Source organism: Gordonia sp. NPDC058843, assembly GCF_042743165.1.
GTDB lineage: Bacteria > Actinomycetota > Actinomycetes > Mycobacteriales > Mycobacteriaceae > Gordonia.
Genome location: NZ_JBHYNC010000002.1, coordinates 148,482 through 171,743 on the forward strand (window position 1 = coordinate 148,482; position 23,262 = coordinate 171,743).

Sequence of the window (23,262 nt, forward strand, 5' to 3'; positions counted from 1 at the left end):
AACTCTAGACTTTGCCTGCTGGGGGCGGTTTTCGGGCTGCGACACGCCGCACGTGATCAGCCGGAAGTCAAGACCCGGCCGTTAGCGTGGTGGGCGTGATCGAACCCCAGGGCCCGCTGCCACCCGAGATCTACTGGCGACGCCGCGCCGTCGCCGTGGGTGGTGCTCTGGTCGTGGTCGGTCTGGTCGTCGCCCTGATCGTGTGGATGACGTCGGGGAGCGGGGATCCGCAGAACACCGCTGCCTCGGAGAGTGTGCCGGTGAGTTCGTCGGCGTCGTCGACCACGTCGGCGCCACCCGCCTCGGAACCGCAGGCCGGTGGCGCCTCGGGCGAACCCGATGCAGGTGGCGGAGCTGGTGGCGGCGGCGGTTCGGGTGCGCCCGGCGGGCCGCCCGCGGGTGCGTCCAGTCCTGTCGAATCGGCAAGTCCCGCAGGCGTTCCGGGCGGCGCCGGCGGACCGGCGCTGTGTCCGGATCAGGCGATCTCGGTCGTCCTGTACACCGACAAGCCCACCTACACGATCGGCCAGAATCCGGTGTTCACCATCGTGACCACCAACGCCGGGCTGTCCGAGTGCACCCGCGATGTGGGCAAGGCCGTGCAGAACGTCATCGTGCGCACGCTCGACGGCACGCGCACTCTGTGGTCGGCGCGTGACTGCTCGCCGCTGAACACCGTCAACAACGTGGTCCTCAAGCCCGCCCAGCAGGTCAAGGACACGATCACCTGGTCGGGTACCACGAGCAGCCCCGGCTGCGAGCGTCCGCGGACCCAGGTGCCCGCCGGTTCGTACTCGGCGATCGGCAAGATCGGTGAACGCGAGTCGTTCCCGATCACGTTCAACATGGTCGCCCCGGCTCAGCAACCCTGAGCGGCATCGCCCTAGAGCGGGTGACCGCGACTAGTCGTAGCGTTCGATGCTGGTCTCGGCCAGCCGCGACAGTCCCTCCCGGATGTGGCGGGCCCAGATGCTGCCGATGCCCTCGACCGCCTGCAGGTCGGCCGACGAACTCGCGAGCAGCGCCTGCAGGGTGCCGAAGCTGCGGACGAGCCGGTCGACGTGTGCGAATTGCAGCCGTGAGATCCGGGCGAGCAGACGATAACCGCGGGGGCTCATCGCGGTGTCCTGCGCCTCGATCGTCGTCGGGTACCCGAAGGCCCCGGCCAGCAGTGTCAGATCGAGAAGGTCTGCGTCGCTGAGGTTCTCGACGACCTCGAGCGCCTGGCGGACATCTTCGGCGGTTGCCGGCTCGGGGCTGGCGTAGTAGTCGCGGACGAGCAGCTCACGCATGGTGTCGTTGTCGCTGATCAATTCCTCGAGCTGCAGGCTGACCTGGCGGCCGTTGACGCCGAGTTCGAGGACGTACTCTTCGATCTCGACCGACACGCGGCGGACCATCTCCATCCGCTGGGCGGTCGACATGGCGTCGCGCAGCAGCACGTAATCCTCGATCTCCGCACGCGACAGCGCCGAGATCACCTCGTCGAGCCGGGCCTTGTACCGCTCGAGTGTGGCCAGCGCGACGTTCGCGCGGGACAGGATCGGGTCCGGGCTCTCGACGACCCGACGAGCTCCGTCGACGTAGACGCTGACGATGGACATCGACGCACTCACCGAGATCACCGGATGGCCGGTCTGGATGGCGGTCCGCTCGGCCGCACGGTGGCGGGTGCCCGACTCCTCGGTGGGAATCGAGGGATCGGGGACCAGCTGCACATTGGCGCGCACGATGCGCTTGCCGTCGGTGGAGAGCACCACGGCGCCGTCCATCTTGGCCAGCTCACGCAGTCTCGTGGGCGCGAACTCGACGTCGAGGTGGAATCCGCCGTCGCAGATCTTCTCCACGTCGGAGTCATGCCCCAGCACGATCAGCGCGCCGGTGCCGCCGCGCAGGATGCGCTCGAGGCCGTCGCGGAGCGGCGTGCCGGGTGCGACGCGCGCCACCGTCTCGCGCGTCAGCTCGGATCTCACCACTTCGGCGACCATGTCTCCCCTTCTCGGCGACCCGTCTGCCCCGGTGCGGATCGCAGCCACCGCCCCGGGTCAGACGCCCCGCGACATCGGTCATTGCATTGTGACTAGGGTACCGGGGTGTGAAGAGCAGCAGTTTTGTGGTGCCCGACGAGCTGGACGAGGTGGAACGCCACCCGAAGGCGGCGAAGGCGGGTGAACCGGTTCGGATGCACAACCCGACGTGCTTCGGCTGCGGCCCGGAGTCGCCACAGGGACTGCACCTGGTGGTCCACGCCGGCGAGGGATTCACCGTCGATGCGTCGATGGAGGTCGAGACTCGGATGGAGGGCGGCCCCGGCGTCATCCACGGCGGAATCCTGAGCACTGCATTCGACGAGGTGATGGGGACCATCCCCTTGCTGATCGGACCGTCCGGCGTGACGGTGCATCTCGAGATCGACTACATCAGACCGATTCCGGTCGGCGCGACACTGCGGTTCCACGGCAACCTGCTGGGTCGGCAGCGGCGGAAGATCTTCACCGAGGCGGTCGCCCACATCGGAGACCCGGAGAAGCCGGTGGCAAGCGCACACGCGATCTTCGTGACGATCGATGTGCGCAAGCATTTCGCCGAGCACGTCGAGAAGAGCGCGCGCGCCGAGGAATACAAGCGCCGGATGTATCCGTAGGGGAGCGGCCGGTCAGAAGGGTGCATCCACCGGGTCCGCAGCACGGAGTCCGACGGCGTCCCCGATGTTCCCGACACGCAGGACCCGAATGCCCTTCGGGAGTTCCTCGTCGGTGGCGGCGGGGATGATGGCCTCCCGGAACCCGAGTCGCTTCGCCTCGGCGAGCCGGCGCGCGACCGCCGAGACGCGGCGGACCTCGCCGCCGAGTCCGACCTCGCCGATGACGACCGTGGACTGCGGGATCGGTTGGTCCTTCACGGTCGAGTACACCGCCAGTGCGATGGCGAGATCGGCGGCGGGCTCGGTGACTCGCATGCCGCCCACGGTCGACAGGTAGACCTCGCTCTTCGCGATCTGTTTCAGCCCCCCGCGCGCCTGCAGGACCGCGAGGACCATCGAGACCCGGTTCATGTCCAGGCCGGACACCGCCCGGCGCGGGATGTTCATCTCGGTGCCGTTCGCCAGCGCCTGGACCTCGCCGACGAGCGCACGCTTGCCGTCCATCGTCACGAGGGTTGCGCTACCGCTCACATCCGAATCGCGTTGATGCAGAAAGATTCCCGATGGGTCCGGAACCTGGTGGATGCCGTCGTCGCGCTGTTCGAAGCAGCCGACCTCGTCGGCGGCGCCGAAGCGGTTCTTGACGCCGCGGACCATGCGCAGCGTCGAGTGGCGATCACCCTCGAAGGCCAGTACGACGTCGACGAGGTGCTCGAGTGACCGCGGCCCGGCGACTGCGCCCTCCTTGGTGACGTGACCGACCAGGATGACCGCGACCCCACGGTTCTTGGCCAGCGAGACCAGAGCTGTGGTGACGGCGCGGATCTGGGTCACGCCGCCGGTCACGCCATCGGCCCCGGACGCTACGAGGGTCTGCACGGAGTCGACGATCATGAGCGAGGGAGCAACCGAGTCGACGTGACCGAGGATGGTCGCGAGGTCGGTTTCCGCGGCGAGATAGACGTTCGGATGTACCGCGCCGGTGCGCTCGGCCCGCATGCGGACCTGTCCGGCCGACTCCTCGCCGGTGATGTAGAGCGCGGTGCGGTCTTGTGCCGCCCAGTGTTTGACGGCCTCGAGCAGCAGCGTGGACTTGCCGACGCCGGGTTCGCCCGCCAGCAGGATCACCGAACCGGGCACGACACCGCGGCCGAGGACCCGGTCGAGCTCGCCGATCCCGGTCGGTATCGCGGCCGACGACTCGGCGTCGACCTCGGTGATGCGCAGCGCGGGGCTCGACGGTGCCACCGCGGCGGTCGAGCGTGACGTCGGAGCTATTCCGGCGACCTCGCCGATCGTCCCCCACTCGCCGCACTCGGGGCAGCGGCCCACCCACTTGGGGACCTGATGGCCGCACCCGGTGCAGCGGAAGGACGACTTGGTTTTGGCCACCCGGTCAGCCTAGGTGGACAGACCGACAAGACGAGCGAGGCCCGGCGTTACGCCGGGCCTCGCTCGTCAGGAATTCGTGTGGGCGTCAGTGGCCGCCTTCGCCGTGGCCCTCGCCCTCGGCGCCGTGCTCACCGGAGCTCTCGCCGTGGTCGCCACCGTGGCCCTCTTCGCCGTGGTGCTGGTTGTAGAACGTCGGCTCGGCGTTGCGTGCCACGTCCTGCCGCTCGAGTTCCGCGCCGCCGTCGACCGGGGTGTCGACGGTGGTCTGGCCGGCATCGACCCAGCGGCCGTCGGCTTCGCGCTTCTCGAAGGCGAAGGTCAGCTCGGTGGTGAGGCCGGTCGCGACCGTGTCGCCGGTGTTGTCCAGTTCCACGCTCAGGCGCTTCTCGAACTCGGGGTTGGCACCGACCGGGGTGCCGCCGCGCAGTGCCCCGTTGGGCGGGATGATGCGGTCGTCGGCCTCGGCGCCCTCGATGAAGGTCACCTTGCCCTCTTCCGGCGTGATCTCCTTGAGGCGGTAGTAGACCAGGGGATCGGAGTTGGAGATCACGAACGCGAGCTCGAACGGTCCGCCGTCACCGAAGACCGTCGATGCGTCGTCTTCGGGATACAGGACCTGCACATCGCGGAGCTCGAGCTCGTCGAGGTTGACGTTCGCGCCGTTCACCGCCGGCAGCTGATTGGCGGTCTGCGAGATCTGACCCGCGCCGCACCCGGTGGTGCCCAGGGCGACGGCGAAGCCGATCGCGGCAACCGCGGTCACCATGCGAGATGGCCGAACCGCCGACCGCCGCGCGGAAAGTGAAAGCACTGACACCCGATCCTCCCAGGTCAAACGAAGCCGACATGCAGCGCGCGAAACCCTGCACTACGCAGCGTAGTGGGCGCGGTGCGGAAAAGTCCGCCCGGGTACCCGATTGGTTCCCCGGTCGTGACGCCGCGAGGCGCCGCCGGCTGCTCCACGACACGGCGTCCGGGGGCCGCCGGAGGGTCGCGGAGCGCGTGTCGCAGGGGGTGACGAAGCGTCCCCCGCGTCACGCCGATGACGACCTCCAGTGGGGTAGCCCACCCTCACCTCGTACCCCTCGCGACCTCGAAAGAGCCTGCCCTGAAACCTGTTCACCGCGTTGACCTGCACCGTTGGGTGGGTGCCTCGGAACGCCCGTGCTAGACTGGCTCTACTCGAAAGGGGCAAGGAACATTGAATTTCAAAGTTGGCGACACCGTCGTTTACCCCCATCACGGTGCAGCCCGGGTCGAAGACATCGTGACCCGGACCATCAAGGGTGAGCAGATCGAATACCTTGTTCTCAAGGTTGCCGACGGTGACATGACCGTTCAGATTCCCTCGACGAAGCTCGAGTACGTGGGCGTTCGAGATGTGGTCGGACGCGAAGGCCTTGACGAGGTATTCCAGGTTCTGCGGGCCCCGCACACCGAGGAGCCGACCAACTGGGCACGCCGGTTCAAGGCCAACCAGGAGAAGCTGATCTCGGGCGACATCATCAAGGTCGCCGAGATCGTCCGTGACCTCTGGCGTCGCGAGCAGGACCGTGGGTTGTCGGCAGGCGAGAAGCGCATGCTGACCCGAGCGCGTCGGGTGCTCGTCGACGAGCTGTCGCTCGCGCAGAACACCGACGACGCCAAGGCGGCGATCATGCTCGACGAGGTTCTCGCCACCGCTTCCTGACCACGACGACATTCCGCGTCAGGAATTCCTTGTGAACAGTGCGCTGGGTGACTCCGGCGCGGACGTCTGTGTCATCATCCCGGCCGCCGGGTCGGGAACCCGACTCGGCGAGCCGGTACCCAAGGCCTTCGTGGACCTGGGCGGCCGGACGATCATCGAGCGATGCGTCGACCACATCCCCGCTTCGCTGGGAGCGTCGGTAGTCGTCGTGGTGCCCGCCGATCTCATCGGCCGGGCACGTACGTTGCTGCCCGGCGTCACCGTCGTCGCCGGTGGCGCGCATCGCTCCGAATCGGTTCGTGCCGGAATCGCCGCGTCCGGCGACGCCGGCATACTGCTCGTGCATGACGCGGCGCGACCCCTCACACCGGCGCGAGTCTTCGGCGACGTGATCGACGCCGTTCGCTCCGGGCATCCGGCCGTCGTGCCCGCGATCCCCGTTGTCGACACCCTCAAGCAGGTGGAGGCCGTCGCGGGCGGCCTCGAGCGCGTCACGCGGACCGTCGACCGCGAGGAACTGCGCGCCGTGCAGACTCCCCAGGGCTTCACCCGCGACGCGCTCCTGCGTGCGCACGCCGACGACACCGGTCTCGCGACCGACGATGCCGGTCTCGCGGAGAGATGCGGAATCGATGTCCACCTCGTACCCGGAGACCCGCTTGCCATGAAGATCACCACGCCCTGGGACCTACGTATCGTGCGCGACGTGGTGGGCCGGTCATGAGGGTCGGGATCGGGACCGACGCGCATCGTGTCGACGCGTCCGCCCAGTGCTGGATGGTCGGCCTGCATTTCCCGGACGAACCCGGGTGCGAAGGACACTCCGACGGCGACGTCGGCGCCCATGCGCTGTGCGATGCGGTCCTGTCGGCGGCCGGTCTCGGCGACGTGGGCTCGGTGTTCGGCACCGGTCGTCCGGAGTGGGAGGGTGTCTCGGGCGTACAGATGCTCACGCACGTGCGGGAACTCGTCGAGGGGCAGGGCCTACGCGTGGCCAACGCGGCCGTTCAGGTCGTGGGCAACCGGCCCAAGATCGGACCGCGTCGCGCCGAGGCGCAGCAGGTGCTCTCCGACGCCCTCGGCGGCCCGGTCTCGGTGTCGGCGACGACCACCGACGGGCTCGGTATGACCGGACGCGGCGAGGGGATCGCCGCCGTGGCGACAGCCCTGCTGGAGCCCTCCGGTCAGCGCGCCGCCGCCGAGTGATCCGCGGCCCCGAGGAGCAACTCGCAGGCCCGGTCCACCGCCTCGGCAGGTGGGGTGAGCCTCTCGGCCAGGCGCGCGGCACCCGCCGCGACCGCGGGATCGGTGAGCGGCTCGAGATCGTCCGGGCCGAAACGGTTGAGACGATTGCCCGCTCCCGCCCCGGCTCTGCGTAGAGCGGCCGCCCACATCGGCTGGTCGGCACTCAGCCAGGCGATGACCGACGGGATCCCCGCGCGGGCCGCGGCCGCGGTGGTACCCGCGCCACCATGATGAACCGCACCGCGGCACTGCGGCAGCAGGACCTCGTGATCGACGGGGGTGCCGATGCGCAGCAGCCGGTCATGTTGTGGCAGTTCATGTTCGGTGTGTGCGATCACGCGGAGGCCGCGAGCGAGCAGCGTGGTCACGATGCTCCCGATCTGCTCACCGCCGATCTTCATGCTGCCGAAACCGACGTAGACGGGTGGCTCTCCGTCGGCGATCCAGTTCAGCGCAGACGTCGTCGCGTCGTTCCCGGCCGCCATCGCGCCACGGGTCGCGGTGTCGGGCAACAGGAATCCGACGAGCGGGCGCTGCGCGCCCCACTCCGCGGCGAGACCGGGGAAGAGGGCGGGGTCGTAGGCCTGGATCTCCGGCACCCCACGAGCCCGAAGTCGGCTCCCGAGTGGGCCTTTCGCCGCCGGGAGCCCCAGTTTGTCACGAAGCCGCCGATCGGCTCCACGCACGGTCAACCAGTACGTGCGGTCGGCGAGCAGCCACATGGCCCGGGAGACGGGCCGGGGGTAATGGCGGTAGCGGACGTCGAGGCTCCCGTTGGGACGCAGCGGACAGTAGTGCAACGGCACGAACGGGATTCCGCGACTCTGGGCGATGGCCTCGCCACGGTCCTGGGCGAGTGGAGCGGTGACCAGCAGATCCGAGGAATCGGCGAGTTCGGCCATCACCCGCTCGGACGTCGCACGTCCGTGTTCGGCGACCTCGCCGAGCGCGCGCAACCGTACGCGCGGATTCTTCGACTTCAGACGTTCCTTCACCAGCGGACTGGCCAACAGTTCGGCGGTGGACGGGGCCAGGACCTGCGTCGGCAGACCCGACGCCGCGGTCATGTCGACCAGGTCCTCCGGTACCGCCAGCCGTACCTCGTGACCGCGTCGCGAGAGTTCGGCCCCCGCCGCGATCGCCGGCTGGATGTCCCCCCGGCTGCCGTGGACGGCGAAGGCGATCTTCATGCGCCCCAGGGCTTTCCCGAGATGCCCCAGGCAGCGAGCTCGTCGGCGACGAGCGTCCGCAGCGACGCGGCGTCGGGGATACGGACCGGGTCGAGGGAACTGACGCTGAACATCACGTGGTCGTCGTTGATCGCGAGCCAACCGCTGATGCCGCCCTTGCGGTCCCGCAACCGGGCGGGGTCGCCGGTTGCGGTGATCGCCCGGATCGACAGGGCCCCGGGTGTTCCGGTGCCGAGGGTGGCGAACTCGTCGGGCGCCTGGCCGACGTTCGACGCCAGGCACAGCGGGGTGGTCACGTTGGCCGCGAGGCGCCGCGTGATCGAGCTGCTCAGCGCCTGCAGCACGACGGCTCGTTGCGCGACGGCGCCGGAGTTCGCGGCGAGTCTCCCGTAGGCGTCCTTGCATGCGGTGCGCACGGCGGTGAGATCGTCGTACCGCTTCGGGTCCACCTCGACGAAAGCCGTTGCGCCCGAACTGGCGTTCGCGCGCCGGTCGTCGAGCGTGCGGGACGAGACGGGCAGCGAGACCGGGACGACGTCGCCCGCCGACACGCGACCGCTCCGTTCGAGGACGCCGACCATCAGGGCGGCGAAGAGGCTGTTGTCGGTGCCGCCCCGGGACTTCGCCGCGGTGGTGTAGTCCGCCTGCGGGATCAGGATCGTGACATTCGGCGCGGTCTCGGCGCCGGAGACATCCGCGTCGGGAGCGGGTCGGCCGGTCACCCGCACCGGAGAGGGAGGCGGCGTGGACCGGCTCGCGCGCCAGATCCGCGCGGCGGTCCGGCTCGCGGTCCACAGCAGGTCGGCGGCGTCCCGGACGTCGGCGACCAGTCCGGGTTCGGCGCCCGGGACGTAGTCGACGCCATGGATGGCCTCGATGACCGCCACCGCTCCGGTCCCGCCGTCGGCGATGACGTGGGAGATGATCAGCGAGACCAGCACGGAATCGTCGGCCGCCGCACGGGCGACGACGAGCCGCCACGCGGGTCCTTTCACGAAGTCGAGCGGGGCGTCGGCCTGGGCGCGCCCCCATGCCTCTTCTCCGCCGGCCGGTACCCGATCGGGCTGCACCTCGACCGCGCCGGCTTCCGGGGTGTAACGCCAATATGCGCGGCCCGGCCCACGGTGACTCGCGACCAGCCTGCTCAGGCGTCCGTAGCGGAGCTTCTGGCCGAGGGCGGTGATGGCGTCGACGTCGACGGTGCCCGGGAACCGCCACAGGGTCTGATTCACGACCGGGAGACCGAGGACGACATCCATCCGGACAAAGAGGTCGTCGTCGGCGGTCAACCGATCGACGATGGGGTCGGGTGCCGACGGGTCGTCGTGGCGGACCAGCGATGCGAAGTTCATGTCTGCCTTGCCGTTGGTGGATGTACAGGCCGCGGGTGGGTGTACACGGGGTCGGATCCGGTGCCTGGTCATGCTAAGGTAAGCCAACCCTAGGCCAGGCGACGGGTGTCGACAGCGTCCCGGACGCCGCAGGCTTCATACCACACGTCGCGCTGCGCCACTCGACTCGTGATTGTTGAGGATCAGTTTGCGATTGCACGATTAGGTTGCCGAACTATCTATTCGGGTTCGATCCGGTTACTGTCGTGACCATCGTGAGACCCGCCGGGGTGCTGCCATGACCTCTGTCAGCCCCAAAAGCCCTGTCAGAAGATGACTTTCCCGCAGAACTCGGAGGACGCGACGACATGACGGGTATTTCCCGCCGGACATCTCATCGCCGTGGATCACTGCGCGCCTTGTCCATTGTCGGAGCCATGGCGGTCGCGCTCGGTGTCGTCACCTCGCTCGTCGCCGCCGGCCCGGCCGCAGCCGCGCCCGACCGCCCCGTCATCGAACGCCCCGTCATCGAACGCACAGTCGCCGACGGGCCGCACAAGTACATGGTCGACGTGTACTCCGCCGCGATGCAGAAGACGATAAAGGTGCAGGTCGTGACGCCGCGCACCGAATCCGGACCGCGCCCGACGCTCTACCTGCTCGGCGGGTTGCGCGAAGAGGATCCCAACAACAGCATCTGGACTCTCAAGACCGATGTGGCCGGTTTCTACGCCGACAAGAACGTCAACGTCGTCATGCCCATCGCGGGCGACGGAAGCTTCTACACCGACTGGCAGCGCGACGACCCGACCCTGGGGCGTTACAAGTGGGAGACATTTCTCACCCGCGAATTGCCGTCGCTCATCGACGAGCAGTTCGACGGCAACGGAGTCCGCGGGATCGCCGGTCTCTCGATGGGTGCCGGTGCGGCACTCGTGCTCGCGGTCCGGAATCCGGGCTTCTACGACGCGGTGGCCGCCTACAGCGGATGCTTCACCACCACCGGGCCGGCCGGCCAGGCCTATCCCCGCGGAATCGTGACGGCCTTCGGCGGCAACCCGGACAACATGTGGGGTCCGCCCACCGATCCGGCCTGGGCCGAGCACGACGTGCTCGCCAAGGCCGCGAACCTGCGCGGGTCCACGATCTACGTCTCCACCGGCACCGGGCGTCCGGGCCGGTACGACGCGCCCGGCTACCCGGGCAACGAGAACCCGGTCGATCGCCAGATCATCGGCGGTGCCATCGAGGTCGGCTCCCTGTGGTGTACGCAGCAGCTGGATTCCCGGCTCGATCAGCTGAACGTCCCGGCGACCATCCGTTACGTCGACCCGGGTACGCACTCGTGGCCGTACTGGGTGGATCAGCAGCGCGAGAGCTGGCCGACACTCCGGCGCGGGCTGGGCTTGTGAGCACCCGCGCGCAACGCACTCCCTGAACGCACCCGAACACCCGCGCCGAGGGCGCCCCGTAGACGACAGAAGGTAGGTGGACTGCAATGGAATACACCGAGCTGACCGACTATTCGATGCCCGGCGGTACCGTCACCGCCTGGGAGCCGCAGGTCGACGCCACCGAGTGGCAGACGGATTCCCGACAGCTGTCCTACATGCATCTCGAGCACGCCCGCCGCGCCGTGCGCGAGGGCTCGGAGTGGTTCAGCCAGTGGATCGGCACGGCCTTTCGGATCGAACGTCCGCTGGACCGGGAAGCGCTGTCCCGCACCATCGTCGCCTGGTATCGCCGGCACGAGGCCTTCCGGACCTCGGTGCGCGTCCACGAGCCGGATCATCCGCAGGGTGACCTGACCCGCATCACCATCGCGGCCGACGCGATCAGCGTGCGCGAGCGGGACTTCGGGTCGGAGCTGGCCGCCGGTGAGGTCTCCGACCTGGTCACCGATTACTTCAATCGCACCGTCACGCCGCTGAGCTGGCCGCACTGCATCGCCGTGACCGTGGAGCCGACCGGCGACGACAGCGGTTTCCTGCTGGTGTTCGCGGCCGACCACACCGTGATGGACGCGTACACGCAGGTGTTCGCCATCCGCGAGCTCACCGCGCTCTACGCCGCCGAGGTGACCGGCGAACCGCATGCGCTCAACGAGTTCGGCAGCTACCTCGACTTCAGCGACGCCGAGCGGAGACTCGGCGAACAGATCGACGCGAACAATGTCGCGGTCAGCCAGTGGCGCGACTTCTTCGACGACACCCCGACCGCCGTGCAGCCCGAACCGATCCCGCGTTTCCCGCGGTTCGACGTGCCGTCCGACTCGCCGCGCACCATCGTGTCGGAACGTCTTCCGGAGAACGGTTATCAGGCGACGCTGTCGCACTGGCTGCTCGATGCCGCGGAGACCAAGCAATTCGATGCCGTGTGCAAGGGTGCCGGATCGTCGATCACGGCCGGTGTCTACACCGCGCTGTCCATGACCTCCGCCGCGCTGGCGGGCAGTGCCGATCTGCGATTCATCGGCCCGGTGCACACCCGGAACGCCATCGAGTGGGGCGAAGCCGTCGGTTGGTTCGTCGGCATCATCCCCGTCGCGGTCCGGCCCGGCCGGCCGGCGAAGTTCACCGATGCCCTGACGGCCGTGGCGGCGACCTCCGCGCAGTACAAGAGCGTCGGGGCGGCTCCGTTCGCACCGGTGGCCGAGCTCATCGGCGGCGACGTGACGCCTCCCGGTTTCGTCGTGTCCTACATCGATCTCCGTCACGCCGAGGGCGCGGCCGAGTGGACACCGCGCCAGGCGCGGGTGCTGCGCAGCGCGACGCGTGACGCCGACGAGGTCTACTTCTGGATCAACCGGATCCCGACCGGGGTGAACGTGTCCGCGCGGTTCCCCGCCGACGAGAACGCCGCCGCCGTCGAGGTCTTCCTCTCCACCTTCCAGGCCATCCTGAAGAAGATCGTCGCCGACGGCGACTGCGAGTACACCTACCGTGCGGTCGAGTCCGTGTCTGCCGGCGTGCACACCGGAGGATCGACGGCCGTACTCGACAGCTGATGACCGGCGCTCTGCGGTCCGAGTTCGCCACGCCCCGGTTCGGCGCCCCCGGCTCGGTGGTCGTGCCGCTCCGCGAGCACCTGGTCGGTGGTCGGACCGTCGAGTGGGAACTGCGCGATGCCGAGCGCGTGGGTCGTGCCGCCCGCCGGTGGGGGAACGGGGTGTCGTTCCTGCAGGCCGACCACCTCGCGACGATGGCCGACAAGCGACGTCGCGGCGCGGTCCACACCGGATTCCTGCTCGCCGCCATGCGTTTCGACGCCCCCCTCGACGAAGGCGCGATGGGCTCGGCGCTGACCGAGTTCGTCCGTCGGCACGAGGAACTGCGCGCGCACTACCGTTCGGGGCCCGATGGTCCCGAACGCTGGGTGAGCCCACCGGAGGAGTTCGTGATCGACGTCGCCGACGCCGAGTCCGTCGTGGTGGACGACGCCGACGTCGGGGCGTGGATCGGGCGTCGAGCATCGGAAAGCGCTCGCGCGGAACTGGTTCCGGGCTCCTGGTGGGCGGCGACGGTCGACGACGCCGGTTTCACCTTCTTCGTCGCCACGGACCACGCGCACGGCGACGGGTACTCGTCGGTGCTCGCCCTGGCCGAGATCACCGCCCTGTACCGTGCGCACCGGAAGGGCGACGCGTCCGATCTGCCGGCGCCGGGCGCATTCGGGCCGGCGGTACTCGCCGAACGGTCCGCCGCGGCCGCGCTCGCCGCAGACGACGACCAGGTGTCCGTGTGGCGGGATGCGCTGGTGGACAACGACGGTCGGGCGCCGCTGTGTCCTCTCGAACTGGGACTGACCGACACCGCCCCGGTCCCGGCGGTCGCGGTGGAGCAGTGGCTGCTCGGCCCGGACGCGCTCGCACGCTGCGACGCCCGACTGGCGCGAACCGGTGGCGGGTTCGCCGGTCTCCTGTATGCCGCACTGGCCGTGCGGCACCGCGAGATCACCGGGGAATCGCGGTTCTTCGTCTCCACGGTGCTCGCCACCCGCGACGCCGACCATGCGTGGACCCAGGGCTGGATGTGCAACTTCGCGCCGATCGTCGTCGACGTCCCCGCCGGCGATGAGACGACTCTCGACGACGTGGTGCGCGCGGCGGGGGCCGGCGTGCGTGCCGCGCGTCGCGCGAGTTCGGCACCCGCGCACGGGGTGCTGGCACTCCTCGCCGCCGAGGGGATCTTCCGCGGCCTCGACGGCAGCCCCTACATGGTGTCCTACACGGACCTGGCCCGGCTGCCGATCGGCAACGACCCGGCCCTGGCGACGATGCAGACGTCGAGTGGCGTCGGCCCGACGCGCAACGCCAACCTCTGGTTCACGCGGACTCCCGCGGGGCTGGTCGTCCGATGTCATCTGCCCGACAATGAGGTGGCCCGAGCATCGGTCGCCGAACACCTCGCACGTGTCGGCGCCATCCTGAACGAGTACGCGAGCGAGAGGACCGAGCGGTGAAGCTCTCGAGTTCGGAGACCTGGGAGGTAGAACCGGGGGAGCTGGTGCGGTGGCTTCCCGTCCCCGGCGGGTGTGCGGCCCTGGCGAGTGCGCCGGTGTCGGAGAACGAGCGGTTCCACCTGGACTCCGTCTCGCAGGGCCAACCGGGCTGGATCGCGCTCACCCTCGACTTCCCCGAGCGGCTCGACCTCGACCGTCTGGGCGAGGTGGTGTCCACCGTCATCGCCCGCCACGATGTCCTGCGCAGCCACTACGTGGCCACCGACACCGGATACCAGCGTTTGCTGCACGGCGGCGTCGACGTCAAGGAGGACTCACGCGAGCCGGACGCCGGACTCCGGCCCGCAGAATTCGCCTCCGCGCTGTCCGCGCGGATCACCGCGACCTGCAACCCGTTCGAGCCGATGCCGCACTTCCTGGCCGCCGTCCGCAGATCATCGAGCACGACGGTGGTCTGCGGTTTCGACCACTGCTACGTCGACGCGCGCTCGATGGCGCTGCTGTCCTCCGAGATCTGCGAGCTCCTCGCCGGAGCGGCCCTGGCGCCGGCGGAGTCCGGGCTGGACGCGCTGCGACGGGTCGCCGGTGACGAGGCGGCGGTGACCCCCGACGACGCCCGGCTCGGTGAGTGGGGCCGGTTCCTCGCCGCGACCGACTGGCAGGTCCCGGAGTTCCCCGTCGACCTCGGCGTCACGCCGGGTACCGCCGCCGAGATGCACACGATGGTCGCGACCTTGTTGCCGGGCGACACGGCGCGGGCGTTCAGTTCGGTCGTCCACCAGCACGGTGGGCGGACGTATCCCGCGGTACTCACCTGTGCGGCGATGGCCGTCAGCTCGGTCGGCGGACCCGACGAGCTTGCGACCGTCGTGCCTGCCGGGACGGGCGCCGGACCCGGATGCGTCGGTTGGTCGGTGGGCAACGCGCCGTTGCGGATCGCCGCCGGCGACGATCTGTTCGCGGCCATGCATGTCAACACCGCCCGGCTCGCCGCCGCCCTGCCGCTGGCCGAGATCGGACTGACGCCGGTCTACGCGGCCTTCGGCCACCGGCTCCGGCAGCGCCGGAGCGACGTCTTCATGATGTCCTACGTCGACTACACCAGGCTTCCCGGGCCGCACCCGGGGGTACGGGCCGAACAGGTCTCCAGCGCCAAGCCCACCGACACCGCTCAGTGGTGGTTCTGGCGTGACGCCGACGGTATCCACGTCCGCGTGCGGTACCCCCGCACCGAGCGTGCGGTCGAGGTCCTGGCCGCCACCGTCGAGGAGATGCGGACGCTGGCCACCGCCGTCGTCGCACACGCGGCCGACCCGGTCACCGTGTCCGGCGAGCGTGCGTGAGGTGAGCGAGCCCGCGCTCGGCCGGTCGGTGGCCAGGTCGGGGTCCGGTAGGATTGCCGGTCGTGACCCTGCGCCTGTATGACACCGATTCCCGAGAGGTGCGCAACTTCGTGCCGCTGCACCCAGGCCAGGCGTCGGTGTACCTGTGCGGGGCCACGGTCCAGGGGGTACCCCACATCGGGCACGTCCGCAGCGGTATCGCGTTCGACATCCTGCGACGCTGGCTGACGCACCAGGGACTCGACGTGCTGTTCGTGCGCAACGTCACCGACATCGACGACAAGATCCTGCGGAAAGCCGCCGAGGCGGGTCGGCCGTGGTGGGAGTGGGCGACCACCCACGAGCGTGCCTTCGACGACGCCTATCGCGCGCTGGGCGTCCTACCGCCGTCGGCCGAGCCGCGGGCCACGGGTTTCATCACCCAGATGGTCGAGTACATGGAGCGACTGATCGACCGCGGCCACGCCTACGTCGCCGACGGCAACGTGTACTTCGACGTCCTGAGCCTGCCGGATTACGGATCGCTGTCCGGGCACCGGCTCGACGACGTGCACCAGGGTGAGAGCGCGGGGACCGGTAAGCGCGATGCCCGCGACTTCACCCTGTGGAAGGCGGCCAAGCCCGACGAGCCGTCGTGGCCGACGCCGTGGGGGCCCGGCCGTCCCGGCTGGCACCTCGAGTGCTCGGCGATGGCCACCGGACTTCTGGGCGCGGAATTCGACATCCACTGCGGCGGGATGGATCTCATCTTCCCGCATCACGAGAACGAGATCGCGCAGGCGCATGGTGCGGGAGATCCGTTCGCGCGCTACTGGTTACACAACGGCTGGGTCACCATGGGTGGCGAGAAGATGAGCAAGTCGCTCGGCAACGTGGTGTCGATCCCCGCGATGCTGCAGCGTGTCCGGGCCGTCGAGCTGCGGTATTACCTCGGCAGTGCGCACTACCGGTCCATGCTCGAGTACTCGCCGGGTGCGCTCACCGAGGCCGCTGCCGGTTACCGGCGCGTCGAGTCGTTCGTGGAGCGGGTCGGAGCACGTGCGGGCGAGGTGGTCGTCGGTGACGTCGATCCCGAGTTCGCCGCCGCCCTCGACGACGACCTCGGCGTACCGGCCGCACTCGCGGTCGTGCACAACGTGGTTCGGCACGGCAACACCGCGCTCGAGTCCGGCGACGGCGCCACTGCGCTGGCGTCGGCCTCCTCGGTGCGCGCGATGATGGGCATCCTGGGCGTCGACCCGCTCGACGAGCGATGGGTGGCCTCCGCCGACGAGTCGGCGGCCACCTCGGCGCTCGACGTGTTGGTGCGCGCGGAATTACAACGGCGGGCCGATGCGCGCGCCGCCAAGGACTGGGCGACCGCGGACGCGGTGCGGGACAGGCTGGCCGAGGCCGGTATCGAGGTCACCGACACTCCCGACGGTGCGCAATGGGCTCTGAAGGGTGAGGCGTGATGGCAGGAAATTCCAAGCGTAAGGGTGCGATTCGCAAGGACGGCACCAAGAAGGGGCAGACCGTCGGGTCGGGCGGCCAGCGCCGCCGCGGGCTCGAGGCTCGCGGTGCGACGCCGAAAGCTGTTGATCGGCCGTATCATCCGGCCCACAAGCGAGCAAAGGCGGCGACGAAGTCGGCGACCGGCCGTGGCGGGGTGCGGGCCAGGGACGAGGGTCCCGAGTACGTCCTCGGTCGCAACCCGGTCGTGGAATGCCTGCGCGCGGGCGTGCCGGCCACCGCGCTGTACATCGCCACCAACTCCGAGCCCGACGAGCGGGTTGCCGAGGCGGTCAAGATCGCGGGCGACGCGGCGATCTCCATTCTCGAGGTCGGCAAGCCCGAACTCGACCGCCTGTCCACCAATGGCATGCACCAGGGCATCGCGCTGCAGGTGCCGGAGTACCGGTACACGCACCCGGACGACCTGATGGCCGAGGCCAAGGCCAGTGGTACCCCGCCGCTGCTGGTCGCCCTCGACAACATCACCGATCCGCGCAACCTGGGTGCGGTGATCCGTTCGGTCGCGGCGTTCGGCGGACACGGTGTGGTGATCCCGGCACGACGCAGCGCGAGCGTGACGGCCGTCGCGTGGCGGACCAGCGCCGGTGCCGCGGCGCGCCTACCGGTCGCCCGTGCCACCAATCTGACACGCACGCTGAAGGATTGGGCCGACGAGGGTGCGCAACTGGTCGGTCTCGATGCCGACGGCGACGTCACGCTCGACGACTACGACGGCAGCGGCCCCACCGTGATCGTGGTGGGTTCGGAGGGCAAGGGTCTGTCCCGCCTCGTCCGCGAGAGCTGTGACTCGATCCTGTCGATCCCCATGGCCGGTGATGTCGAGAGCCTGAACGCCTCGGTCGCGGCCGGGGTGGTCCTCGCCGAGTTCGCCCGGCAGCGGCGCCGGTAGTAGCAGGCAGCGACTGCCTCGGTCAGCTCGGCGGCACGCCGACGTCGATCCCGGCAGCGGTGAGTGCATCGCGCACGGCGTGCGCGTGTCCGACCGCGCCCGGGGTGTCGCCGTGCAGGCAGACCGACCTGGCGTCCACGCCGATGACGGTGCCGTCGATCGCGCTGATCCGGCCCGTGGTGACGAGTTCGACCACCCGCCGCGCGATCTCGGTGGTGTCGGACAGCACCGCGCCGTCGGTTCCCCGCGGCACGAGGGTGCCCTCCGGGGTGTAGGCACGGTCCGCGAAGGCCTCGGTGATGGTGTCGAGACCGGCTCGTTCGGCCCGCGCCAGCACCTCCGAGCCCGGTAGCCCCATGACCGCCAGTCCGGCATCGACGTCACGGACCGCCGTGACCACCGCGTCGGCTTGCTGCTCGTGGCTGACGACGGTGTTGTACAGCGCGCCATGGGGTTTCACGTACGTGACGGCGCCACCCACCGATCGGGCGAGGGCGTCGAGCGCGCCGATCTGGTACACCAGGTCGGCGATCAGATCGGAAGTCGCCATCTCCATGAACCGGCGGCCGAAGCCGCTGCGGTCGGGGTAGGACACCTGGGCGCCGATCCGGACCCCGGCGGCGACCGCGTCCCGGCACGTGGCGAGCAGCTGCGCGGGGGTCCCGGCGTGGAAGCCGCACGCCACGTTGGCGCTGGTGACGATCCCGAGCATCGCCGCATCGTCGCCGACGCCCTCGCCGAGGTCGGCGTTCAGGTCGATGCGCGCCCCGCCGGAACTCATGTGCGCATTCTAGGGTGGCGTCACCCCGCCGGTGGTCTACGCGCGACCGCGGTAGACGGAGTTCCCGTTTCGTCTACGGTGGGGGTATGGCATTACTCGACAGTAAGGTGACCACCCGCAACGGCGTGGTCGAGGGCGCCCGGGGGAAACGGCTGCGCAAGGGGACCATCAGCTGGCGAGGCATCCCGTTCGCGGCGCCGCCGGTGGCCCACCGTCGGTTCCTCGCACCGGAGCCGGCCCACGACTGGCCCGGTGTCCGCGACTGCACCAAGGTGGCCAAGGCGGCCATCCAGGAGAAGCGGTTCACGGCCATCGCGCCCGGCAAGTTCGCGCCGATGGCCGAGGACTGCCTGACCCTGAACGTCTATTCGCCCGATGTCGCGTCGTCGACACCGCGGCCGGTGATGGTGTTCATCCACGGTGGCGCATTCATCCTCGGCACGGCCGCCACCCCGCTCTACGACGGCGCCTTCCTGGCCCGCTCCCAGGACGTCGTCGTGGTGACCATCCAGTACCGATTCGGTCCGTTCGGCTTCCTCGACCTCGGTCAGTTCGCCACCGAGGATCGACCCTTCGACTCCAACGTCGGCCTCCGTGACCAGATCGCGGCGCTGCAGTGGGTACAGGACAACATCGAGGCCTTCGGTGGCGACGCCGGGAACGTCACGATCTTCGGCGAGAGCGCCGGCGGGTCGTCGGTGCTGTCCCTCCTGTCGGCACCGTCGACGACCGGTCTCTACCACCATGCGATCGCGCAGAGCCCCGCGCCGGAACTGGTCGTCGAACAGGACGCCGCCAGGATCTACGCAGATGAGTTCGTCCGGTTGTTGCGTGACCCGCAGCGTCGGTCGACCTCGCTCGAGCGCGACGAGCCGCCTGTCGACACGGTGCACGCGCAGCGGCTGCTCACCTCGCCCAACCCGGCGTTGTTACTCGAGGCGGGCAACCGGTTGATGCGATTCGCCGCCAAGACCGCCGGGGGTGCGATCCCGTTCGCGCCCGTGATCGACGGCGATCTGCTGCCGCGTTCGCCGCTGGCCGCGGCCGCGGGCGGGCTCACGCAGCCGGTACCGCTCGTGATCGGCAGCAACCGTGACGAGGGCAAGCTGTTCGCCAAACTCTGGAACGTCCTGCCCGACGCCGAACGCACCTTGATGCGGGTGGAGGACGAGGAGGTCCGGCGCGAGATCGCCTCGCACTACGAGGACGGCGACCGCGACCGCATCCGGCTGGCCGGCGACTCGATCTTCTGGGCGCCGATGAGTGCCTTCGCCGACGGGCACAGCGCAGTGGCCCCGACCTACGTGTACCGCTACGACTATCAGACGAAGATCCTCGAGGCCACGGGCTTCGGGGCCACGCACGCCACGGAGCTGTTCAGCGTGTTCGGTGCCTACCGGGCGCCCATGGGCGCCGGGCTGGCTCTCGCGGACTGGCCCGGTTCCGGGCGGGTCACCCGGAACGTCCAGACGCGCTGGGGCGGATTCGCCCGCACCGGCGATCCCGGGCTCGGCTGGCCGGCGTACACCACCGGTGATCGCAAGGTGTTGGTGATCGACGACCCCGACCACGTCGAGGCCGACCCGGACACCCTCCGTCGCCAGGCGTGGTACCGGGTACATTCGCCGGCCTGACGCGACCGGCCACGGCTCGGGTCAGCCGAACTCCCACACCGACGGGGGGTCGGCGGCCAGGAACGACAGGACGAGCGGGTTGAACAGTTCGGGTGACTCCACCGGCAGGATGTGGGTGCCCGGGAGCACGGCCAGCCGGGCGTGCGGCAGCGTCCGGGTCAGCGCCAGTGCGTGTTCGAGGCGGACGAGGCCGCGGTCGGCGACCACCACGAGTGTGGGCACCTCGACCCCGGCGAACCCGGCGACCTCGTGTTCGGGCTCGGTGGTGAGCATCCGGATGGCTTTGTCGTAGACCGCGTCGAAGTGCTCGGGTCCGTCCGGTGACGTGGTGTCGTAGGAGATGCGCAGGTAGTCCATCGTGACCGGGTCGCGCCGCGTCACCTGGTCGATGAACTTGTCGGCCGTGCGGCCGGCACTGTTGAGATATCCGCCCACCAACACCAGCCGGCGGACGAGGTCCGGACGCTCGCGGGCGATGATCAGCGCGACCGCGGCGCCGTCGGCCCAGCCCACCAGATCGGCCGGTCGACGAACGACGGTGACGAGATAGACGATCGTCCGTTCGACGATCCTCCCGAGGCTGAAATCGCCGGGGAGGTCGGGACTGTGTCCGTGACCGGACCGTTCGGGCACGAACAGCTGCCGGCCTGCGTCGAGGAACGCGGGGATCTGCGTTCCCCAGGATGACGCCGAGGCGAACAGTCCGTGGAGCAGGACCGTCGGTGGACCGTGCGCCTCCCCGGCGGTGAAGTGCCATATCGTCGCGTCGGCGATGTCGACATAGACGCCGCCGTCGACGTGTTCGCCGGCGTGAACCTGTCGCATTGCGCTCCTTCGAGTTCGCCGGACGTGTCGACCTGCAGGACATCGTCGCAGAGTCTGGTGACGGTTCGGGGCATCGTTGGCGAATCGAAATGGCATCGATCACCGTCGACACGCACCGGCCGGCTGCCGGCACGAGGCGGCCCAGCAGGGCGGTTGCGCGAAAATATGTGCCGGATCGTCTCGTGCGATAGGTTTCCTACGGGGCGGTACTGGGTCGGGCAACGGGGGTCACTCGGAGGGTGACATATGCACGTGTCCTTGGGATCTCACGAGGGGGGATCTCACGCGGGGAGATCTCGCGCGCGATTGCGCATCGTGCGACGTCGCGCATCGGCAGTGTTGCTGACCGGCTTACTGCTGGCCGGTATCGCTTCGGTCGGATCGTGGACCACGCCGTCCGCCGGTGCGGCGCCGGGTGATCCGCCTGCGCCGCTGAGTCTTCGCGATCTCGGCTCGTCGTCGACCATCGCGTTCCCGGGCCAGCAGGGCGAGGTGAGTCTGTCGCTCGCCGTACCCCCGAATCTCACTCCCACCGAGTTGCGCGGCGTCGCGCAGTACCCCACTTTCGTCACCGGCGGCACCGTCGACGTGCTGCAGGAAGGTCGGCTCATCTCCCGGACGCCGATCAATCCGGCTGTGAACTCGCCGATCTCGCTGCCGCTGCGCGGAGTGCGGGTCGACCGCAACGCCGCCGACCTCGTCCTCCGGACGTATCTGCGCACCACCGGATCGTGCCTGTTCGACGCCGATTCGGGACTGCGCATCCAGAACGCGACGGCGACGTTCGGCGGCCGCGAAGCCGAGCCGAACAGCGTCGCCGAGTTCCTGCCGCCGATCCTGCGCAAACTCACGATCTTCGTCCCCGACGACGTCCGGCCCGCCGAAGGCGCTGCGGCGGTGTCGCTTGCGACCGCCGTGGTCGCGAACTACGGCGCGGCGACGGTGGAGATCGAGACGGACTCGTTGCCGCGTGGCGTAGCCGCGCCTGCTACGGAGATCGAACCGCTGGAGCGTCAGATCGTCATCAACTCGGATCTACCCGACGGACTCAGCCTCGGTCCGGGGGCGGGTTGGCCGGTGTTACGGATCGGCGGCAGCGAGGACGAACTCGCGGCGCAGGTCGAGTTCCTCACCTCCGACCTCTCGTCGATCGCCGTCAGCTCCGCGGCGGTCGCCGGACCGCCGTTCGCCGCACCGCAACTCGCGCCGGAGGTCACCACCCTCGCCGAACTGGGGGTGGGCGACGAACTCGTCTCCGCGACCGGATGGCCGACCATCTCGTTCGGGATCGACCAGACCCGCCTGGGACGTCCGTCCAAGAACATTCGAATGCAGTTGCAGGGCACCTACACCCCGATGGGCGGTCAGATCGCGGTGTCCATCGGCGACCGGGTCATCGCCTCCTGGCCCGCGGACGCGTCGGGCAGCTACAACTCGTGGGTCGACGTCCCCGCCGACCTGCTGACGCGCTACACCGAGGTCACCGTCACCTACAACCACGGCGACGTCGGTGAGGAATGCGGTTCGGGCGTACGCAGCTCGCTGAGCCTCGACTCGTCCGGCGAGGTGCGATCCGAGGTCGCCGATCCGCCGACTCCCTCGGGGTTCGCGTCCCTGCCGCAGGCCCTCATGCCGCGGAACTCACTGGCCTGGACCAGCGGTGACGTCGACGATGTCGCTCGCGCGGTGGCACTCATGTCCGGCCTGCAGCGACTGTCGGCGGTGCGCCTCGGCGTCGACGTCGTGCCGCTCGACGACGCGATGTCGTCGTCCGCGCCCGCCGTCGTCATCGCCGCCGACGGCCAGGGACTGCCGGATCTGTCGCTGCCGGTGACCGCCGACGGTGGCACCGTGTCCGTCCTCGATCCCGACGGTCGGCGCGCCGAGGTCCTCCTGTCTCCGACCGTGCGTTTCGGCTCCATCCAGGTGGCCCGCGACGGCAACCGAACGGTCCTGGTCGCGACCTCGACCCGCGACGCCGCCGACCTCGACGCCCTGCTCGACTGGCTGGCCGCCGATCCCGATCGCTGGCGGTCGCTGAACGGTGACGCCCTGCTGCAGGTCTCGGGCCAGGAGCCGGTGGTCGTGGTCGACGACGACGCACCGGATTCGGAGTCGTCGGAAGGCGGGACGTCATGGGTGGCGTTCGCGGTCGTGGGAGTCGGCATCGTGGTGGTCGCTGCCGTCGCCGCCACCCTCATCCTGCGTCGTCGCCGGCACGGAACCGCCGAAGGCTGAGCGGCGTGCCCGAGGCTTCCGCGACGACCACGGCACAGGCCCCTGACCCGGAGCCGGCCGCACCGACGAGCGCGGTCGGCACGC

Annotated in this window: 20 protein-coding genes; 13 read left to right on the top strand and 7 right to left on the bottom strand. The window is 69.6% G+C overall.

Annotation, left to right across the window (positions count from 1 at the left end):
• Window positions 1–95 precede the first annotated feature (95 nt).
• Window positions 96–872: a hypothetical protein gene (locus ACFW3F_RS02460; protein WP_388053973.1), complete on the top strand. Its 777-nt coding sequence runs from the start codon at window positions 96–98 to the stop codon at window positions 870–872.
• A gap of 30 nt (window positions 873–902) precedes the next feature.
• Here ACFW3F_RS02460 and disA read toward each other — a convergent pair whose 3' ends face one another.
• Window positions 903–1,988 (bottom strand): DNA integrity scanning diadenylate cyclase DisA, encoded by a 1,086-nt coding sequence (gene disA, locus ACFW3F_RS02465; protein ID WP_010842083.1) that lies wholly within the window; start codon window positions 1,986–1,988, stop codon window positions 903–905.
• A 125-nt stretch (window positions 1,989–2,113) separates the two neighbouring features.
• Here disA and ACFW3F_RS02470 point away from each other — a divergent pair, with 125 nt between their 5' ends.
• Entirely contained in the window at window positions 2,114–2,644 is a 531-nt protein-coding gene (locus ACFW3F_RS02470; protein ID WP_388054153.1) for a PaaI family thioesterase, read from the top strand.
• A gap of 12 nt (window positions 2,645–2,656) precedes the next feature.
• On the opposite strand, the gene radA is transcribed toward ACFW3F_RS02470, so the two are convergent.
• On the bottom strand, window positions 2,657–4,036 hold the full coding sequence (gene radA, locus ACFW3F_RS02475; protein ID WP_388053975.1) for a DNA repair protein RadA: 1,380 nt from the start codon (window positions 4,034–4,036) through the stop codon (window positions 2,657–2,659).
• An 85-nt stretch (window positions 4,037–4,121) separates the two neighbouring features.
• The gene (locus tag ACFW3F_RS02480; protein WP_388053977.1) at window positions 4,122–4,802 is read right to left on the bottom strand and encodes a hypothetical protein; all 681 of its coding nucleotides are present in this window, start codon (window positions 4,800–4,802) and stop codon (window positions 4,122–4,124) included.
• Between the two features lie 435 nt (window positions 4,803–5,237).
• On the opposite strand from ACFW3F_RS02480, the gene ACFW3F_RS02485 reads away from it, so the two are divergent.
• The 3 genes from ACFW3F_RS02485 to ispF are packed head-to-tail and all read left to right on the top strand — an operon-like array spanning window position 5,238 to window position 6,932.
• Window positions 5,238–5,726 carry a CarD family transcriptional regulator gene (locus tag ACFW3F_RS02485; protein WP_388053979.1) on the top strand — a complete coding sequence of 163 codons (489 nt, stop codon included), beginning with the start codon at window positions 5,238–5,240 and terminating at the stop codon, window positions 5,724–5,726.
• Window positions 5,727–5,757: 31 nt separating this feature from the next.
• Complete coding sequence (gene ispD, locus ACFW3F_RS02490) at window positions 5,758–6,450, top strand: 2-C-methyl-D-erythritol 4-phosphate cytidylyltransferase (protein ID WP_388053981.1); 693 nt, start codon at window positions 5,758–5,760, stop codon at window positions 6,448–6,450.
• Window positions 6,447–6,932 (top strand): 2-C-methyl-D-erythritol 2,4-cyclodiphosphate synthase, encoded by a 486-nt coding sequence (gene ispF, locus ACFW3F_RS02495; RefSeq protein WP_388053983.1) that lies wholly within the window; start codon window positions 6,447–6,449, stop codon window positions 6,930–6,932. The genes ispD and ispF overlap by 4 nt, the downstream gene beginning before the upstream one ends.
• Here ispF and ACFW3F_RS02500 read toward each other — a convergent pair.
• Window positions 6,911–8,161, bottom strand: a complete 1,251-nt coding sequence (locus ACFW3F_RS02500) for a nucleotide disphospho-sugar-binding domain-containing protein (protein WP_388053985.1) — start codon at window positions 8,159–8,161, stop codon at window positions 6,911–6,913. The two genes, ispF and ACFW3F_RS02500, sit on opposite strands and share 22 nt — an antisense overlap.
• Window positions 8,158–9,513: a hypothetical protein gene (locus ACFW3F_RS02505; RefSeq protein ID WP_388053987.1), complete on the bottom strand. Its 1,356-nt coding sequence runs from the start codon at window positions 9,511–9,513 to the stop codon at window positions 8,158–8,160. Before ACFW3F_RS02505 ends, ACFW3F_RS02500 begins: the two co-directional genes overlap by 4 nt.
• A gap of 416 nt (window positions 9,514–9,929) precedes the next feature.
• Here ACFW3F_RS02505 and ACFW3F_RS02510 point away from each other — a divergent pair, with 416 nt between their 5' ends.
• The 6 genes from ACFW3F_RS02510 (at window position 9,930) to rlmB (ending at window position 17,700) form a co-directional block, all read left to right on the top strand.
• Window positions 9,930–10,904 (top strand): alpha/beta hydrolase, encoded by a 975-nt coding sequence (locus ACFW3F_RS02510; protein WP_388053989.1) that lies wholly within the window; start codon window positions 9,930–9,932, stop codon window positions 10,902–10,904.
• An 86-nt stretch (window positions 10,905–10,990) separates the two neighbouring features.
• On the top strand, window positions 10,991–12,499 hold the full coding sequence (locus ACFW3F_RS02515; protein ID WP_388053991.1) for a condensation domain-containing protein: 1,509 nt from the start codon (window positions 10,991–10,993) through the stop codon (window positions 12,497–12,499).
• Window positions 12,499–13,953, top strand: a complete 1,455-nt coding sequence (locus ACFW3F_RS02520; RefSeq protein WP_388053993.1) for a condensation domain-containing protein — start codon at window positions 12,499–12,501, stop codon at window positions 13,951–13,953. Before ACFW3F_RS02515 ends, ACFW3F_RS02520 begins: the two co-directional genes overlap by 1 nt.
• The gene (locus ACFW3F_RS02525) at window positions 13,950–15,296 is read left to right on the top strand and encodes a condensation protein (protein ID WP_388053995.1); all 1,347 of its coding nucleotides are present in this window, start codon (window positions 13,950–13,952) and stop codon (window positions 15,294–15,296) included. The genes ACFW3F_RS02520 and ACFW3F_RS02525 overlap by 4 nt, the downstream gene beginning before the upstream one ends.
• 62 nt (window positions 15,297–15,358) lie before the next feature.
• The gene (gene cysS / locus ACFW3F_RS02530) at window positions 15,359–16,750 is read left to right on the top strand and encodes a cysteine--tRNA ligase (protein ID WP_388053997.1); all 1,392 of its coding nucleotides are present in this window, start codon (window positions 15,359–15,361) and stop codon (window positions 16,748–16,750) included.
• On the top strand, window positions 16,750–17,700 hold the full coding sequence (gene rlmB, locus ACFW3F_RS02535; RefSeq protein ID WP_388053999.1) for a 23S rRNA (guanosine(2251)-2'-O)-methyltransferase RlmB: 951 nt from the start codon (window positions 16,750–16,752) through the stop codon (window positions 17,698–17,700). Before cysS ends, rlmB begins: the two co-directional genes overlap by 1 nt.
• A 22-nt stretch (window positions 17,701–17,722) precedes the next feature.
• Here the strand turns inward: rlmB and ACFW3F_RS02540 are convergent, their stop codons facing one another.
• Window positions 17,723–18,481: a LamB/YcsF family protein gene (locus ACFW3F_RS02540; RefSeq protein WP_388054001.1), complete on the bottom strand. Its 759-nt coding sequence runs from the start codon at window positions 18,479–18,481 to the stop codon at window positions 17,723–17,725.
• A gap of 86 nt (window positions 18,482–18,567) precedes the next feature.
• On the opposite strand from ACFW3F_RS02540, the gene ACFW3F_RS02545 reads away from it, so the two are divergent.
• Window positions 18,568–20,115 (top strand): carboxylesterase/lipase family protein, encoded by a 1,548-nt coding sequence (locus ACFW3F_RS02545; protein WP_388054003.1) that lies wholly within the window; start codon window positions 18,568–18,570, stop codon window positions 20,113–20,115.
• Window positions 20,116–20,136: 21 nt separating this feature from the next.
• Here the strand turns inward: ACFW3F_RS02545 and ACFW3F_RS02550 are convergent, their stop codons facing one another.
• The gene (locus ACFW3F_RS02550; protein ID WP_388054005.1) at window positions 20,137–20,940 is read right to left on the bottom strand and encodes an alpha/beta fold hydrolase; all 804 of its coding nucleotides are present in this window, start codon (window positions 20,938–20,940) and stop codon (window positions 20,137–20,139) included.
• Window positions 20,941–21,186: 246 nt separating this feature from the next.
• Here ACFW3F_RS02550 and ACFW3F_RS02555 point away from each other — a divergent pair, with 246 nt between their 5' ends.
• Window positions 21,187–23,178, top strand: coding sequence for a hypothetical protein (locus tag ACFW3F_RS02555; protein ID WP_388054006.1), 1,992 nt, complete (start codon window positions 21,187–21,189; stop codon window positions 23,176–23,178).
• Window positions 23,179–23,262: the final 84 nt, after the last annotated feature.

Excerpts from the sequence above, each read along its gene's own strand:
- ispF (WP_388053983.1), top strand. The coding sequence starts at position 6,447 with ATGAGGGTCGGGATCGGGACCGACGCGCATCGTGTCGACGCGTCCGCC.
- ACFW3F_RS02545 (WP_388054003.1), top strand. The coding sequence starts at position 18,568 with ATGGCATTACTCGACAGTAAGGTGACCACCCGCAACGGCGTGGTCGAG.
- ACFW3F_RS02520 (WP_388053993.1), top strand. The coding sequence starts at position 12,499 with ATGACCGGCGCTCTGCGGTCCGAGTTCGCCACGCCCCGGTTCGGCGCC.
- ACFW3F_RS02515 (WP_388053991.1), top strand. The coding sequence starts at position 10,991 with ATGGAATACACCGAGCTGACCGACTATTCGATGCCCGGCGGTACCGTC.
- rlmB (WP_388053999.1), top strand. The coding sequence starts at position 16,750 with ATGGCAGGAAATTCCAAGCGTAAGGGTGCGATTCGCAAGGACGGCACC.
- ACFW3F_RS02555 (WP_388054006.1), top strand. The coding sequence starts at position 21,187 with ATGCACGTGTCCTTGGGATCTCACGAGGGGGGATCTCACGCGGGGAGA.
- ACFW3F_RS02510 (WP_388053989.1), top strand. The coding sequence starts at position 9,930 with ATGGCGGTCGCGCTCGGTGTCGTCACCTCGCTCGTCGCCGCCGGCCCG.
- ACFW3F_RS02500 (WP_388053985.1), bottom strand. The coding sequence starts at position 8,161 with ATGAAGATCGCCTTCGCCGTCCACGGCAGCCGGGGGGACATCCAGCCG.
- ACFW3F_RS02550 (WP_388054005.1), bottom strand. The coding sequence starts at position 20,940 with ATGCGACAGGTTCACGCCGGCGAACACGTCGACGGCGGCGTCTATGTC.
- ACFW3F_RS02540 (WP_388054001.1), bottom strand. The coding sequence starts at position 18,481 with ATGAGTTCCGGCGGGGCGCGCATCGACCTGAACGCCGACCTCGGCGAG.
- ACFW3F_RS02505 (WP_388053987.1), bottom strand. The coding sequence starts at position 9,513 with ATGAACTTCGCATCGCTGGTCCGCCACGACGACCCGTCGGCACCCGAC.
- ACFW3F_RS02480 (WP_388053977.1), bottom strand. The coding sequence starts at position 4,802 with ATGGTGACCGCGGTTGCCGCGATCGGCTTCGCCGTCGCCCTGGGCACC.
- disA (WP_010842083.1), bottom strand. The coding sequence starts at position 1,988 with ATGGTCGCCGAAGTGGTGAGATCCGAGCTGACGCGCGAGACGGTGGCG.